Origin of the sequence: Eubacterium sp. CAG:156 (genome assembly GCF_000434315.1) — a bacterium.
Taxonomy (GTDB): Bacteria; Bacillota; Clostridia; order Lachnospirales; family Lachnospiraceae; genus Eubacterium_U; species Eubacterium_U album.
In genome coordinates, this window is the sequence record NZ_FR878163.1 from 69,307 (window position 1) to 84,964 (window position 15,658).

At 31.6% G+C, this 15,658-nt stretch carries 14 protein-coding genes and 1 tRNA gene; 13 read left to right on the forward strand and 2 right to left on the reverse strand.

Going from position 1 to position 15,658, the window contains the following annotated elements; translation table 11 throughout:
• Nucleotides 1-10: 10 nt before the first annotated feature.
• Nucleotides 11-823 carry a cell wall hydrolase gene (locus tag ABMA45_RS06710; RefSeq protein WP_022089121.1) on the reverse strand — a complete coding sequence of 271 codons (813 nt, stop codon included), beginning with the start codon at nt 821-823 and terminating at the stop codon, nt 11-13.
• Nucleotides 824-1,212: 389 nt separating this feature from the next.
• On the opposite strand from ABMA45_RS06710, the gene ABMA45_RS06715 reads away from it, so the two are divergent.
• The gene (locus ABMA45_RS06715; protein WP_022089122.1) at nt 1,213-3,054 is read left to right on the forward strand and encodes an ABC-F family ATP-binding cassette domain-containing protein; all 1,842 of its coding nucleotides are present in this window, start codon (nt 1,213-1,215) and stop codon (nt 3,052-3,054) included.
• 150 nt (nt 3,055-3,204) lie between these two features.
• Here ABMA45_RS06715 and ABMA45_RS06720 read toward each other — a convergent pair whose 3' ends face one another.
• Entirely contained in the window at nt 3,205-3,636 is a 432-nt protein-coding gene (locus tag ABMA45_RS06720) for an acyl-CoA thioesterase (RefSeq protein WP_022089123.1), read from the reverse strand.
• A gap of 188 nt (nt 3,637-3,824) precedes the next feature.
• Between ABMA45_RS06720 and ABMA45_RS06725 the strand changes: the two genes are divergently transcribed.
• The 12 genes from ABMA45_RS06725 (at nt 3,825) to ABMA45_RS06780 (ending at nt 15,626) form a co-directional block, all read left to right on the forward strand.
• On the forward strand, nt 3,825-4,358 hold the full coding sequence (locus tag ABMA45_RS06725) for a helix-turn-helix domain-containing protein (RefSeq protein ID WP_022089124.1): 534 nt from the start codon (nt 3,825-3,827) through the stop codon (nt 4,356-4,358).
• Between the two features lie 137 nt (nt 4,359-4,495).
• On the forward strand, nt 4,496-5,539 hold the full coding sequence (gene potA / locus ABMA45_RS06730; RefSeq protein ID WP_022089125.1) for a spermidine/putrescine ABC transporter ATP-binding protein: 1,044 nt from the start codon (nt 4,496-4,498) through the stop codon (nt 5,537-5,539).
• Nucleotides 5,540-5,641: 102 nt separating this feature from the next.
• Complete coding sequence (locus ABMA45_RS06735) at nt 5,642-6,469, forward strand: ABC transporter permease (protein ID WP_022089126.1); 828 nt, start codon at nt 5,642-5,644, stop codon at nt 6,467-6,469.
• On the forward strand, nt 6,470-8,347 hold the full coding sequence (locus ABMA45_RS06740) for an extracellular solute-binding protein (RefSeq protein WP_022089127.1): 1,878 nt from the start codon (nt 6,470-6,472) through the stop codon (nt 8,345-8,347).
• 106 nt (nt 8,348-8,453) lie between these two features.
• Entirely contained in the window at nt 8,454-9,260 is an 807-nt protein-coding gene (locus tag ABMA45_RS06745; RefSeq protein WP_022089128.1) for a TrmH family RNA methyltransferase, read from the forward strand.
• Between the two features lie 203 nt (nt 9,261-9,463).
• Nucleotides 9,464-9,536: transfer RNA gene (locus ABMA45_RS06750), tRNA-Phe, on the forward strand.
• 293 nt (nt 9,537-9,829) lie between these two features.
• A complete protein-coding gene (locus ABMA45_RS06755; RefSeq protein ID WP_022089129.1) occupies nt 9,830-10,780 on the forward strand; it encodes a restriction endonuclease in 951 nt (316 codons plus the stop codon).
• Between the two features lie 2 nt (nt 10,781-10,782).
• Complete coding sequence (locus tag ABMA45_RS06760; protein ID WP_022089130.1) at nt 10,783-12,207, forward strand: aminotransferase class I/II-fold pyridoxal phosphate-dependent enzyme; 1,425 nt, start codon at nt 10,783-10,785, stop codon at nt 12,205-12,207.
• 139 nt (nt 12,208-12,346) lie between these two features.
• On the forward strand, nt 12,347-12,937 hold the full coding sequence (locus ABMA45_RS06765) for a hypothetical protein (RefSeq protein ID WP_022089131.1): 591 nt from the start codon (nt 12,347-12,349) through the stop codon (nt 12,935-12,937).
• A 43-nt stretch (nt 12,938-12,980) separates the two neighbouring features.
• Nucleotides 12,981-13,994, forward strand: coding sequence for a DNA polymerase III subunit (locus ABMA45_RS06770; protein ID WP_022089132.1), 1,014 nt, complete (start codon nt 12,981-12,983; stop codon nt 13,992-13,994).
• Nucleotides 13,991-14,887: a PSP1 domain-containing protein gene (locus tag ABMA45_RS06775; RefSeq protein WP_022089133.1), complete on the forward strand. Its 897-nt coding sequence runs from the start codon at nt 13,991-13,993 to the stop codon at nt 14,885-14,887. The genes ABMA45_RS06770 and ABMA45_RS06775 overlap by 4 nt, the downstream gene beginning before the upstream one ends.
• Nucleotides 14,880-15,626, forward strand: a complete 747-nt coding sequence (locus tag ABMA45_RS06780; RefSeq protein WP_022089134.1) for a tRNA1(Val) (adenine(37)-N6)-methyltransferase — start codon at nt 14,880-14,882, stop codon at nt 15,624-15,626. Before ABMA45_RS06775 ends, ABMA45_RS06780 begins: the two co-directional genes overlap by 8 nt.
• Nucleotides 15,627-15,658: the final 32 nt, after the last annotated feature.

Below are 15,658 nucleotides of genomic sequence, written 5' to 3' on the forward strand. Positions count from 1 at the left end.
TTTATATAAATTATTTAAACATATGATGTGCAATTCTAAATTTACTTCTGTAAATATATCTGCTAAAGAATAATGTCTTTGTCATGTTGATAGTTGAGTTCTTGTAAACAACTGTCTTATCACCATTTAATGCTTCCTTAGCTGCTGCAATACAGTCAGGATCCATTCTTCCGCTATCATATAATGCTAAAGATCTGTTAAGTGAACCGTTTCTTGCAGGAGTGAACTGTCGTCTCTGATAAAGAACACCTTTAATTGTGTTAGGGAAGAGACTTGATTTCATTCTGTTAGCAACTACAATACCAACAGCTTTCTTTCCAGCATATGGTTCTCCACATGCTTCGCTGTAAATGATAGATGACATATATCTTAACTGACTTGCTGTGTAACTGCTCTTAACATCAAGATTAACAGTGGCATATACTGAATCATCTGTGTCAGAAGTAACAGTAACAGTTGTTGAACCTGTCTTAAGACCGGTAACAGTACCTGCCTTTGAAACCTTAACTACAGTTGAGTCATCAGCTGTAAAAGTCATATCTTTTACTGATTCAGAATCAAGATTTAATGATTTCTGTAATTTGATTTTCTTGTTAACTTTAACTGATTTATTAATATCTAATGTATTGTCTGTGTTATCTGTACTAGTTATATTGTTGTATGAATTTTCTGTTGATGTTTCTACTTCTGAAGCTGTTGATGTTTCAATTGCTACTGTATTAGTATCAGGTATTGAAACTGAATCATCAGCGTGTACTGTTACAAGTCCTACTGCTGCAAACATAAAAGTAAAAACTAAAGAACTGTAAATTTTACGTTTCAAAACTAACCTCCAATTATTTATATAATTAATTACGAATAATTATTACGAAAAGTCGTAAATTTATTACAAAAATATTACGCCTATTAATAATGCCTTAAAATTCAAAAAATGTCAAGAGTAGGACACAGTCTTTTAACATATTTAAGAATAGGATAAAGAAAGATAAATAAGTTGCAATGAATAGTTTGTTTTGTTAAAATTTAAAAAGGTTTTGCCGTATAAATAGGCATTCTGAGTAAAAATGGTTAAAAATTTTTTCTAACAAATATATAGAATAAAATAAAAAGAAAGTAAAAAATAAAAAATTTACTAAAATATATAAAAATTTCGTTTTTTTGTGAAAATTATTGAAATTTGAAATAATTAGAATAATGAAAAGAGGCATTAATTTGAATATATTATCAGTTGAAAATATAACACATTCTTTTACGGAAAGAAAATTATTTGACAAAGCAAGCTTTTATCTTCATGAAGGAGACAAAGTAGGTGTTATTGGCATAAATGGAACAGGAAAATCTACATTATTAAAAATAATGGCAGGAATAGAAGAGCCGGATGAAGGAAAAGTAATTAAGGCATCGAATTTAATGATTCACTATTTGCCACAGAATCCTAAGTTTAATGATGAGGATACGGTCATAGAAAGTGTACAGAATATGGTACATCATCATGCAAATGAAAATGAACTTATAGAAGCTAAAAGTATGATGACACGTTTAGGAATAACGGATTTTGAACAGAAAACAGGAGAATTGTCAGGAGGACAGAGAAAAAGACTGGCCTTGGTTTCGGTGTTGCTTACACCATGTGATATTTTAATTTTAGATGAACCTACAAACCATTTAGATAGCACAATGGCTGAGTGGCTTGAAAATCAGCTTAAGGCATTTAAAGGCGCTCTTGTAATGGTAACTCATGACAGATATTTTTTAGATAGTGTAACAAATAGAATAATCGAACTTGATAAAGGAAAGATTTACAGTTATCAGGAGAAATATTCAGGATATTTGCAACGTAAGGCAGAAAGAGAAGCGAGTGACAAAGCCAGCGAACGTAAACGCCAGAGTATTTTAAGAAAAGAAATTGAGTGGATGCAAAGAGGTGCAAGAGCAAGGTCTACGAAGCAGAAAGCTCATATTCAAAGATATGAAAATTTGAAAAATCAGCAGGGAATAGTAGAGGATGAAAAAATTGAACTTAGCAGTATAAAGTCCAGAATGGGAAGAACAACCATCGAAATTGAAAATATTTCTAAGGCTTACGGAGACAATGTGTTAATCAAAGATTTTACATACAATTTTCTGAAAGGTGACAGAGTCGGATTTGTAGGAAAGAATGGATGCGGAAAAACAACTTTGATGAAGATTATTGATGGCCGAATTAAGCCTGACAGTGGAAATATTAATATTGGACAGACAATTAAGATGGGTTATTATACTCAGGAAATTGAAAATGACAAAGATGCGGGAATTGCTTATATGGATTCTGAAGACAGAGTTATTGATTACATTAAAAATACTGCTGAATTTGTCAGAACTGAAGAAGGGCTTGTTTCGGCATCAGTTATGCTTGAAAGATTCTTGTTCCCATCATCACAACAGTACAGTAAGATTGGCAAATTATCAGGTGGTGAGAGAAGACGATTGAATCTTCTAAGGGTTCTAATGGAAGCACCAAATGTTCTTATTTTAGATGAACCTACAAATGATTTAGATATAGAGACGATGACAATATTGGAAGACTATTTAGATAGTTTTGATGGAATTGTAATTACTGTTTCTCATGACAGATATTTTCTCGACAGAGTTGTAAGAAGAATATTTTCTTTTGAAGGAAATGGTGTGATTCGTCAGTATGAAGGTGGTTACACAGATTACATTAATAAAAAGAAGGAAAATGAAACACCGGAAGAAAATATTTTTTCAAATTCAAAGTCAAAAAATTCTTCAGAAGATAAAAATGGTAAGTCAGACTATAAAAATAGAAATAAAAAATTGAAATTCTCTTACAATGAGCAGAGAGAATATGAAACCATAGAAGATGACATATCTAAATTAGAAGAAAAACTTGAAAAATTAGATGATGAAATGAACAAAAATGCAACTAATTCCGTAAAACTAAAAGAATTGATAGATTCTAAAGAAGAAACAGAAACTCTTTTAATGGAAAAGATGAACAGATGGGAATATTTAGAAGATTTGGCTAAAAAAATAGAAGAGCAGGGAAGGTAAATATTTTTATAGAAATGATAACCATAAAATAAAGGCAAGGGAAAATTTTCCTTTGCCTTTGTTGTTTACTAATATAATAAAGTCTGTTAATGAACAGATTTTTTAGTTCTAAAAAAATGTCTGAAAGAATATTTTCATAATATTCCTTGTTTACTGATTATCAGATACTTTATCTAAACACTCTAAGAATTTCTCATGGTATTCAGTCATGTTGTTTTTTAATGAAACAGGTCTTCCGTTTTTACTTAAAAAGCAATGGCTTGTAATGCCTCGAGTTGTTACTTTGCCGGATTTTTTATCAACTATTTCATAATTTAATTTCATACGAATGCCATTGTATTCGATAAGGCTAACCTTAATAAGCATTGTTTCGCCAAACTGAACCATACGCTTGTATTCACATTGAACACTAAGAACAGGTGACATAATACCATTCTCTTCTAATTCTTTATAAGGTATACCTAAGGAATCCATAAAAGCAATTCGGGCTTCTTCAAAATATCTTAAGTAATTTGAATGATGAACAACTCCCATCATATCAGTTTCATAATAATTTGCTTTTCGCTCATATGTAAATGTCATATTAAAAATCCCTTCTATCTTAATTTAAATCATTGCATCTTTAATTTTTATCAACATTATTAGTATACATCATTTTACAAAAATGTGTTATCAAAAATATTGACAATAAAAATGCGATTTTGTATAGTGTATCTGGGTTTAGTTTTACTAAACTTTAAGGTTAGTATTTGAAAATAAAGGAAAAAATAATGGATATAGGATTTAAGATAAAAGAATTGAGAATGGAGAGGGGATTAACGCAGGAAGAACTGGCTGACAGGGCAGAACTTTCTAAGGGGTTTATTTCTCAGGTTGAAAACAATCTTACATCTCCATCAATTGCAACATTGACAGATATTTTGCAGTGTCTGGGAACGGATTTAAAAGATTTTTTTAATGATACGAAGGATGAGCAGATAGTCTTTTCGAAAGAGGATTATTTTGAAAAAAATGATAGTGAATTAAAGAATTACATACAGTGGATAATCCCTAATGCCCAAAAGAATACGATGGAACCGATTCTTCTTACATTAGAACAGGGAGGTTCGACGTATCCGGACAATCCTCATGAGGGAGAAGAATTTGGATACATATTAAAGGGAAGCGTGGAAATCCATATAGGTGGAAAAATTTATAAGGCAAAAAAAGGCGAGTCATTTTATTATGAAGCAAAATACAGCCATCATATAGAATCAAAAAAGGGTGCAACAATAATATGGGTAAGTTCACCACCGAGTTTCTAAAAATATCGAAACAATAATGGTAAGTTTATCACTTGATTTATAACGACGACTAAGAACTATCATAAATTTATAGGTGTGTTGATTAACGTATACAATTGTAAAAAATTGGAACCAATAAAAAGATTGGAGGATATACAGTGAGTAATAAGATTATTGAATTAAAAGGAATAACAAAGACATTCGATGACCAGCAGGTTTTAAAAGGAATAGATTTAAATATATATGAAAATGAATTTTTGACATTGCTTGGACCTAGTGGATGCGGAAAGACAACACTTCTTAGAATTTTAGGCGGATTTGAATCGGCAGACAATGGAGAGGTTTTGTTTAATGGTAAAGATATTGCAAAGGTTCCGCCATATAAAAGAGAAATAAATACGGTATTTCAGAAATATGCTCTTTTTCCATTTTTAAATGTATATGATAATGTGGCTTTTGGTCTTAATTTGAAAAAAATGGATAAGGATGTAATAGATAAAAAAGTTAAAAATATTTTAGCTTTAGTTGGACTTGAAGGATTTGAAAAGAGAGATGTTACAAGACTTTCAGGTGGACAGCAGCAAAGAGTTGCCATAGCAAGAGCTCTTGTAAATGAACCTAAAGTTTTGCTTCTTGATGAACCACTTGGAGCGCTTGATGCAAAATTAAGAAAGGACATGCAGATTGAACTAAAAAAGATTCAGAAAGAAGTAGGAATTACTTTCGTATTTGTAACTCATGACCAGGAAGAAGCGTTGTCAATGTCCGACACGATTGTTGTTTTAAATGATGGTGTTATCCAGCAGATTGGTACGCCTATGGACATTTACAACGAACCTGAAAACAGATTTGTTGCAAATTTTATTGGCGAGTCAAATATTATAGAAGGAAATATGCTTAAGGATTGTCTGGTAAAATTTGATGATATTGAATGGGAGTGCGTTGATAAAGGGTTTAAAGATAATGAAGAAATTGAAGTAGTTCTTCGTCCTGAAGATATGGATATTGTAAAACCCGAAGAGGCACAGCTTGTAGGCACAATTATTTCAAAGGTATTTATGGGAGTTCACTATGAGTATCTTGTTGAAACAAAATATAGAAATTATAAAGTTCATACAACAGATGATTATGAAGTGGGGCTTAAGGTTGGAATGACAATTGACCCATTTGACATTCAGGTTATGTATAAGATGGATTATTAATAGGAGGAAACAAAATGAACGAAGTTCATTTTCTATAAATGTTTCCGACGAATAGCCGCCGACCGAAGGGCGGGGGCATTACATGTTTTACAGGAGGAAGAAATGGGACATTATAAAAATTTAATAAAACCGTATGTGTTCTGGTCATTTTTGCTTATTGTTGTGCCGCTGTTATTGATTGTGTTGTATTCAGTTACGGCAGGCGACAATTCCGTGTTGACCATACATTTTACATTAGACAATTTTAAGAAAATATCAGATCCTGTATATTTAAATGTATTTATAAAATCTCTTAAGATGGGATTGATTACTACAGGAATTTGTGTGGTGTTTGCATATCCGATGGCATATATTATTGCAAAATTTGACGAGAGTGTTCAGGATATTTTAATTTTGCTGGTTACAATTCCTATGTGGATTAATACTTTGCTTAGAACTTATGCATGGATTAGTTTGCTATCAGACAATGGAATTGTAAATTCGTTATTAAAGGTTTTAGGAATAAATCCTGTAACAATGATGTATACAGATTTTTCAGTTGTAATGGGATTAGTATGTGACTTGCTTCCGTTTATGGTAATTCCAATCCATACATCTCTTGCCAAAATGGATTATTCCTTAGTAGAGGCAGCAAATGATTTAGGAGCAAATAGATTTCAAACTTTTACAAAAGTTATTTTTAAACTTTCGATTCCGGGTGTTATAAGTGGTGTAACGATGGTGTTTTTACTTTCAATATCAAGTTTCGTAATTCCATCTTTACTAGGTGGACGTCAGTATGTACTTATTGGAAATTTAATTGAAAATCAGTTTATATCAGTTGGAGACTGGAATTTCGGAAGTGCGATTTCTATTATCCTTGCAATTATTATATTAGGATTAATCAGATTAATGAAAAAGATTGACTCTGAGGAAGCAGGAGGTGAATAGATGAATAAGAAAGTTTCAATAGGACCAAAGTTATATATTGCGTTGTGTTTTATATTTTTCTATTTGCCAATTGCAATTACAATGTTATTTTCATTTAACTCATCGAAGTCACTTACTCATTTTACAGGATTTTCATTTAGATGGTATGAAAAATTAATTACGGACAGAGATATTATTTCGGCTGTTTATGTTTCAATCAGTATTGCCATAATTTCAACATTGGTATCAACTGTTCTTGGGACAATTACTTCAATCGGACTTTCAAGAAGTAGAAAGGTTCTTAAAGAATGGGTTCTTAGCGTAAATGACCTTCCTATTATGAATCCTGATATTGTTACGGCTATAGGTCTGATGATTTTATTTTCTTCTATTAAATTAGGTAGAGGATATTTGACAATGTTGCTTGCACATATCGCATTTTGTACGCCATATGTAATAACAAGTGTTTATCCTAAGGTAAGACGAATGGATCACAACCTTGCAAATGCTGCAATGGATTTAGGAGCAACACCTTTTCAAGCACTTACAAAGGTTATAATTCCAATGTTAAAGCCTGGAATTTATGCTGGAATGCTACTTGCATTTACAATGTCACTTGATGACTTTGTAGTTTCATATTTTGTAACGGGAAATGGTGTCCAAAACATTTCAATAGTAGTTTATAACATGACAAAAAGAACAAATCCGACAATTAATGCACTGTCAACTCTTCTTATTTTGGCAGTTGTAATTATTTTGATTGTTGTAAATGTAATTCCTGCCATTGCAAAAAGACAGCACAGAGAGGCAAATGAAATTGCATCAAAGGGACATGGAGTGTGGAAGAAATTTGCTCCGGTGCTTTCAGTTATATTGGCAATTGCAATTGCGGGCGGATGTGTTTATGGATTTGTTAAAGAACAAAACCGTCAGGTACTTAGAGTGTTTAATTCAGGAGAATATATGGATACAAATCTTCTGACTAAATTTGAAAAAGAATATGACTGTGAAGTTGTTTACGAAACATATGATTCAAATGAGTCAATGTATACAAAACTGTTAAGTGGAGCTGAGTATGACATTTTAGTACCGTCTGACTATATGGTTGAAAGACTTATAAAAGAAGAAAGAATTCAGCCGGTTAATTGGGATTTAATAACAAATAAGGATAATGTTATCAGTAATCTGTTTGAGAATGAATATGATCCTGAAAACAAATATACAGTGCCTTACTATTGGGGAACTGTAGGAATTTTATATAACAAAAATATTGTAGATAAGGCAGATTTGGCACAAGGTTGGGAAATCTTAAAAAATAAAAAATATACAGGCAATATTTATATGTATGATTCAGAAAGAGATTCATTCATGGTTGCATTGAAAGCGTTAGGTTATTCAATGAATACTTCAAATCATGATGAACTAAAGAAGGCATATGACTGGCTTGTTGACCAGCGTGAAACTATGCATCCTGTTTATGCCGGAGATGATGTTATTGACAATATGATTTCAGGCAATAAAGCAATGGCAGTTGTATACTCAGGAGATGGAGCGTATATTATGTCAGAAAATGAAGATATGGATTTCTTTGTCCCTGGGCAAGGCTCAAATGTGTGGTATGACAGTATGGTTATTACTAAGCAGTGTAAAGATACAAAACTTGCTAATGAATTCATTAATTTTATGCTAAGGGAGGACGTGGCAAAGCAGAATACGGAATATGTAGGATATGATAGTGCAGTAAAATCGGTTTATGAATATTTTAGAGATGATGAATATGAAGGAATTTCAGCATGTGCGCCTGATATTTCAAATCCGTTAAATGAAACATTTAAATATCAGGATACTGAATTAAAAGAATTCTGTGCCGGTTTATGGACAAAGGTTAAGTCTTATTAGAAGTGACTATTGCTATTATGACTTATAAAAATAAGTATGAGTTGAAATCTATAGAATTGTAACCGATTACAAATGAAGAAAAAGTATTATTAGAAAAAGGAGCATTATGGCAAATATTATAGAGATAACTGATTTTAATTCTCCGCAGTTAGATATTTATGCAAGAATGTCGGAAGGGCAGCTTCTTAACAGGCATGAACCTGAAAAAGGGATATTCATAGCAGAAAGCCCAAAGGTAGTTGAAAGGGCGTTGGATGCGGGATGTGAGCCGATATCAATGCTTGTTGAACGCAAGCATATTGATGGAGAAGCAAAACCTGTTATAGACAGATGTAGAGAAGTTCCTGTGTATACGGCGCCATTTGAAGTGCTTACACAGTTGACAGGATTTAAATTAACAAGAGGAATGTTGTGTGCAATGCATCGCCCACAACTTCCTAATGTTTCGGAAGTTTGTAGCAAAGCAAGGCGTATAGCAGTTCTTGAAAATGTAATGAATCCAACAAATGTGGGAGCAATTTTCCGTTCGGCAGCAGCTTTAAACATGGATGCGGTTTTGCTCACTCATGGATGCAGTAATCCGTTGTATAGAAGAGCGATAAGAGTAAGTATGGGAACGGTATTTCAGATTCCTTGGACTTTTTTGGACAAAGAAAAAGGAGTAAGTGAACTTAAAGAATTAGGATTTAAGACAGCCGCTATGGCATTAACTGATGATTCGGTATCAATTGATAACGAGGAACTTTTGGCAGAAGAAAAACTTGCAATAGTTCTTGGAACAGAAGGGGACGGACTTGCTAAAGAAACAATTGCAGACTGTGATTATACTGTAAAAATTCCGATGTCTCATGGGGTAGATTCATTAAATGTAGCAGCAGCCAGTGCAGTTGCATTCTGGCAAATGGGAAAATAATGTGGGCTTAGACCTTTTACTTCAGGCATTTTAAAATTAAAAGTGTAAGACTAAAATCGACTTTGTCCACTTCAAAGTGGAAATAAACTTTTCGCTTCACGTTAAAATTAAATAAAAAAAATCGCTTGACAAAAGAGTGTGGTTATTGTACTATAAAACACGCGAGTGCGACTCAAAGCAAGCGCATCATGAATAAGTGATGTGCCCAGTTAGCTCAGTTGGTAGAGCAGAGGACTGAAAATCCTCGTGTCTCTGGTTCGATTCCGGAACTGGGCATTAACTATGTCCGAATGTCATTTGGTAAGAGAAGAACAGGGAAGAACAGGAAGAACGGGACGGATAAAGGAACGTTAATAAGCAATGAAGTGATGGGAAGCAGGAATGCTTCTTTTTTTATTATATAAGTATATGAATTTTTTACATAATTAGCGTCAAGTTGGTTTGAATAAAAATAGAAATTAAATTAAAAAAATAATAATTCTAGGAAATAATAAGATTTGATATAGTCTTGAAAAAATAGTAAAATATAAAAGGATGTAAGCAAATAAACAAATGAGTAGGTGGTATATATGAAAGAACATCAGGCAAGAGAGTATATATTTGAGAAAAAAGTAAATAAATTATTAGAAGATAGTGGATATGTAACTATAAAAGAAAAAGAAATAAATGGAAATAGTTCACAACATGGAATATATAGTTATGGTATTTTAAATATGCCTTCAGCATTTACAACTCCAATAAGAATGATTTGCCAATATAAATTTTATGCAAAAAATAGAGTTGAATTGTCTCATATAAGAGATTTTTATGGAATTATTACAGATATTAATGAAAATAGGTATTTAGGCGTGGATAAAAACGAAAATATATACAATAATGTAGGATGTTATTTTAGTGCGACAGGATTTAGTCGTGCTGCTCAGGAATATGCATGGGCACATAATATATTTCTTATTTCATTTGAAAAAATAGATGTTTTTAAACCTATATTAGAAAACATAAATGAATTTGTTAATGGATTAAATGAAAATGTAATAAATACGATTTCCAAAGAAGAATTATTAGTTGGATACGAAAATGCAGTAGATGAAACACATGTATTGCCTGATGCAATGGTTGGAATAGTCAATAACGTATATCCGATTATAATTTGTGGAAATGAAGGATGGTCTATTCCAGTTATTGAAGAGGCCGAAAAATCAGAAGTAGGAAGAGTTTATATAGAACAAGTTTATAGAACGGAAAATTTGTTTGAAGCCAAATTTGAATTAACATTTATGGAAAGTGTAGCTGAATTTTCTATACCATTGGCTATTGTAGAAAAATTGATGAAGCGAGAAGATAATCCGACAAAAGAAAATGTAATATTTAATATAGATGTACCTTATTTGATTAAAAAAGGCAGAAAAGAGTATGCGTCTATGGAAGTATTTTTAGAGGGATTTGAGAAAAATCAATACAATTACAAGCAGATTTCATTTGAAAATATGTTTGATAATGAGGAGTTAGAAGAAGAATAGTAATGTCAAAGGATTTATATGATAAATTAAAAGAATATAGTAAGTCTGATTTTTACCCATTTCATATGCCGGGACATAAGAGAAATGTAAATTTAATAAAAGAGCAGTATGGAATTGATATTGATATAACAGAAATAGATGGATTTGATATGCTCTACGAAGCAGATGACGTGCTTAAGGATGCGATGGAACGGGCAAAAAAATTTTGGGGGACGGAAAAAACATATTTTTTAGTAAATGGAAGTACAGTTGGCATTTTAACAGCAATGCATTCGTGTCTTACACAGGGGGATAGAATAATAATAGGAAGAAACTGTCACAAAGCAGTATATAATGCAAGTGAATTGCTTAAGTTAAATAATACATATTTGTATCCAAAGTATATACCTAAATATGGGATAAATGGGGGATATAGTGCAAAAGAATTAGAAAATTTATTTGAAAAAAATAGTAATATAAAAGCAGTTGTCATAACGTCGCCTACATATGATGGAATTGTGTCAGATATAAAAACTTTGGCAGATATTACGCATAAAAATGGAGCAGTGCTTATTGTTGATGAAGCTCATGGAGCGCATTTTGGAATATCAGATAAATTCCCAAAACCAGCATATGATATGGGAGCAGACTTAGTAATTGAGAGTATGCATAAAACTTTGCCGACTTTTACGCAGACTGCATTGTTACATTTATCTAAAGAAGGAAAAAAAAGAGTTGATGAGAAAAAAATAAAACATTTTTGGTCAATTTTTCAGACAAGCAGTCCTTCATATGTTTTTATGGCAAATATGGATAAATGCATATCATTTTTAGATAAAAATGGAAATGAAATATATGAAAAATTTAGCAATGACATAGAAGAATTTAGAAAAAAATGTGATAAATTACATAACATACATATTCCGGGAAAAGAACTTATTGGAACGAATGAAGTTTTTGATGTTGATTTAAGTAAATTAATAATTAACTCAAGTATGGGTGGAAAACCTATGAATGATATTTTACGTAAAAAATTTCATTTGGAAATGGAAATGGAAGCTGCAAAATATGTGTTGGCTATAACTACCTTTTGTGATAATAAAGAGGGATTTGATAGATTATATAAAGCATTAGATTATATTGATGCAGAACTCAAAAAAATTACAAACAAATCAGAAATAAAGAAAATTAAGAATACAAATTTTGAATTAGTAAGAAATATTCAGGAGATGAGTATTTCTAATGCAGTTAATAGTAATACAAAGTTGGTAAATATTGAAAATGCAATAAATAAAGTATCTGCGGAGTATCTTTATTTGTATCCGCCGGGAATTCCATTAATTGTTCCAGGCGAAGTTGTTAATGTAAAGCTTGTTGAACAAATAAAGGAATACAAAAATAGAAATTATGAAATAGTTAGATATGATAAATTTAAAATTGTTGATTAATCTAATTATGTAATTAATATAAAAACAATTAAATTATTAATATTTAAATTCATAACATTTAAATTAATTTAATAATGACTAATAATATAATAAAAAATAGGTATGAACTATTTAAGTTGATTAAAGAAAAGGAAAGAAAATGGGAAAAATATTTTATATATTAGGAAAAAGTAGCTCCGGTAAGGATACAATTTTTCAGCAAATTAAAAATAATAGGCAATTGAATTTAAAGACAGTTGTCGGATATACAACAAGACCTATGAGAGTGGGCGAAAAAAATGGAGTAGAATATTATTTTGTTTCTCCTCAAAAATTAGAAGAAATGAAAGATAAGGGAAAAATAATTGAGTGCAGAGGCTATAATACTGTACACGGATTATGGAATTATTTTACAGCAGATGATGGACAAATAGATTTGGATAGTGACAATAATTACCTTTATATTGGAACTTTAGAGGCTTATAAAGGAATGAGAAAGTATTATGGAGAAGAAAATGTTATTCCGTTTTACATATATGTTGAACCAGGTGAAAGACTTTCTAGGGCGGTAGAAAGGGAAAGACGTCAGGAAAATCCAAAATATACAGAGTTGTGTCGTAGATTTATTGCCGATGAAGAAGATTTTTCAAGAGAAAAAATATTAGAAGTTGGAATTGATAAAATATATGAAAATGACAAATTATTTGAATGTGTAAATAATATTGAAAATGACATAAAGAAGTATTTATGATATATTTAATTAGTTAGTGTAAATAGATTATGAGGTTTGTTGTATGGCAAATGGAAAAGTTTTAGGTCAAAATCACATAACTCAACATTTTGAAAATGCAATAAAGATGGGAAAGATTTCTCATGCATATATAATCAATGGAGAAGCTGAGTCAGGTAAAATGGAGTTAGCGCTTCAATTTGCGAAAGCTTTACAGTGTGAGGATAATAACACTGTAGGAAAAACTCCGACAGGAGTTGCTTGCGGAAAATGTAAATCATGTCATCAGACAGATACCGGAAACCAACCGGATATAAGAATTGTGACATACGAGAAAAGTGGTATTGGTGTTGATGAGATAAGAGAACAGATTAACAATGATATTGTGATTAAACCGTATAGCAGTAAACATAAAATTTATATAGTTCCGGATTGTGAAAAAATGACAGAGGCAGCTCAAAATGCACTATTAAAAACTATAGAAGAACCGCCGGAATATGGAATAATTATTTTACTTACTACAAATGCAGATAAATTTTTGCAGACAATTTTATCAAGATGTGTTGTATTAAATATAAGAAGTGTAAAAGAAAGCACAATAAAGAATTATTTAATGAGTGAGTTTGGCATAGGTTCTTATGATGCAAGTGTTGCTGCGGCATTTGCTGAAGGAAATCCGGGAAAAGCTGTTAAACTTGCAACATCAGAAGAGTTTAAAGAACTAAAAAATTCTCTGGTTCAGACATTGATTGCAATGGAACATGGGGGAATAAATGTAATAACTCAGGCAGTAAAGACAGCGGGAGAACTAAAAAAGAATATAGATGAATTTTTTGATCTTATGTATGTGTGGTATAGAGATATGCTTGTGTATAAGGCATGTAAAGATTCAGAAAAGCTGATATTTCAGGATGATTATATGGCTATAGTTAATCAAAGTGAAAAACTAAGCTTTAGAGATATAAATATTATTTTAGAAGAAATAGATAATGCGGAGAAAAGGATTGGGTCAAATGTAAATTTTGATGCAACTTTAGAAGTATTGTTTTTGATTATTAGAGAAAGGATTCAAAAATGACAAAAGTAATCGGAGTAAGATTTAGACAGGCAGGAAGAATCTATAATTTTGCAGTAGGTGATATAGAAGTTGAAAATGGCCAGCATGTAATAGTAGAGACTGCAAGAGGAATAGAATATGGTGAAGTTGTTGGAAAGATAAAGGAAATTAATGAAGAAGAACTTTCAGCACCACTTAAGCCAATTATAAGAGTGGCTACTCCAGAAGATGATGAGAAAGAGTTAGAAAATAAAAAGAAAGAAAAAAAGGCATATAAAATCTGTCTCGAAAAAATAAAGAAACATGGATTAGAAATGAAACTTATTAATACAGAATATACATTTGATAATAATAAAGTTTTATTCTATTTTACAGCAGATGGAAGAATTGATTTTAGAGAGTTAGTTAAAGATTTGGCATCTGTTTTTAAAACAAGAATTGAATTAAGACAGGTTGGAGTTAGAGATGAAACTAAAATGCTTGGAGGAATAGGAGTGTGTGGAAGACCTTTATGTTGTCATACATTTTTACCGGAATTTGCACCGGTTTCAATTAAAATGGCAAAAGAACAAAGTCTTTCATTAAATCCAACGAAGATATCAGGTGTATGTGGACGTTTAATGTGTTGCTTAAAAAATGAGCAGGAAACATATGAATACTTAAATGCGAATCTTCCAAGTGTAGGTGAAAATGTAAAAACATTTGACGGATTACGAGGAGAAGTATACAGTGTAAATGTTCTTAGACAGAAAGTAAAAGTAATTGTAGAAGTAAATGACGAAAAGGAAATCAGAGAATATAATATTAAAGAATTAAAATTCAAGCCTAAGAAAAAGAAAATCAATTTGGCAGCAGATGAAATAAAGGCGCTAAAAGGGCTTGAAGATAAAGAGGAATCAAAATTAGATGATTAATTTAAAACAGGGAGAACGAATTGATGACCTTAATCGGAATGGATATAAAATAATTCAGAGTAAGGACAAGTTTTGTTTTGGAATGGATGCAGTATTATTGTCAGGATTTGCAGACGCTAAATCAGGGGAAAATGTACTAGACTTAGGAACAGGAACAGGAATAATTCCTATTTTAATGGAAGCAAAGACCAACGGAGAGCATTTTACAGGACTTGAGATTCAGCATGAAAGTGCTGAGATGGCTACAAGAAGTGTAGAAATGAATGAACTGCAGGATAAAATTAATATTGTGACAGGTGATATAAAAGAGGCTTCGGGAATTTTCGGCGGAGCCACTTTTCACGTTATTACTACAAATCCGCCATATATGAATGAAAATCATGGATTGAAAAATCCTGAAATGCCTAAGGCGATTGCAAGACATGAAGTTTTGTGCAATTTGGAAGATGTAATAAGAGAATCGGCAAAGATGTTAAAGCCGAAAGGAAGATTTTATATGGTGCATAGACCACACAGGCTAGTTGACATAATATCACTAATGCGACAGTATAGAATTGAGCCTAAAAGAATAAGAATGGTTCATCCATTTGCAGATAAGGAAGCAAATATGGTTCTTATTGAAGGATGCCGTGGAGGTAAGTCCATGGTTAAGGTGGAAAAACCATTGATTGTATATAAAGAACAGGGCGTATATACAGATGAGATATATGATATATATGGTTATAATAAAGAAAAATGATTAATGTTTAAGTTGTGAATAGAAAATAAACA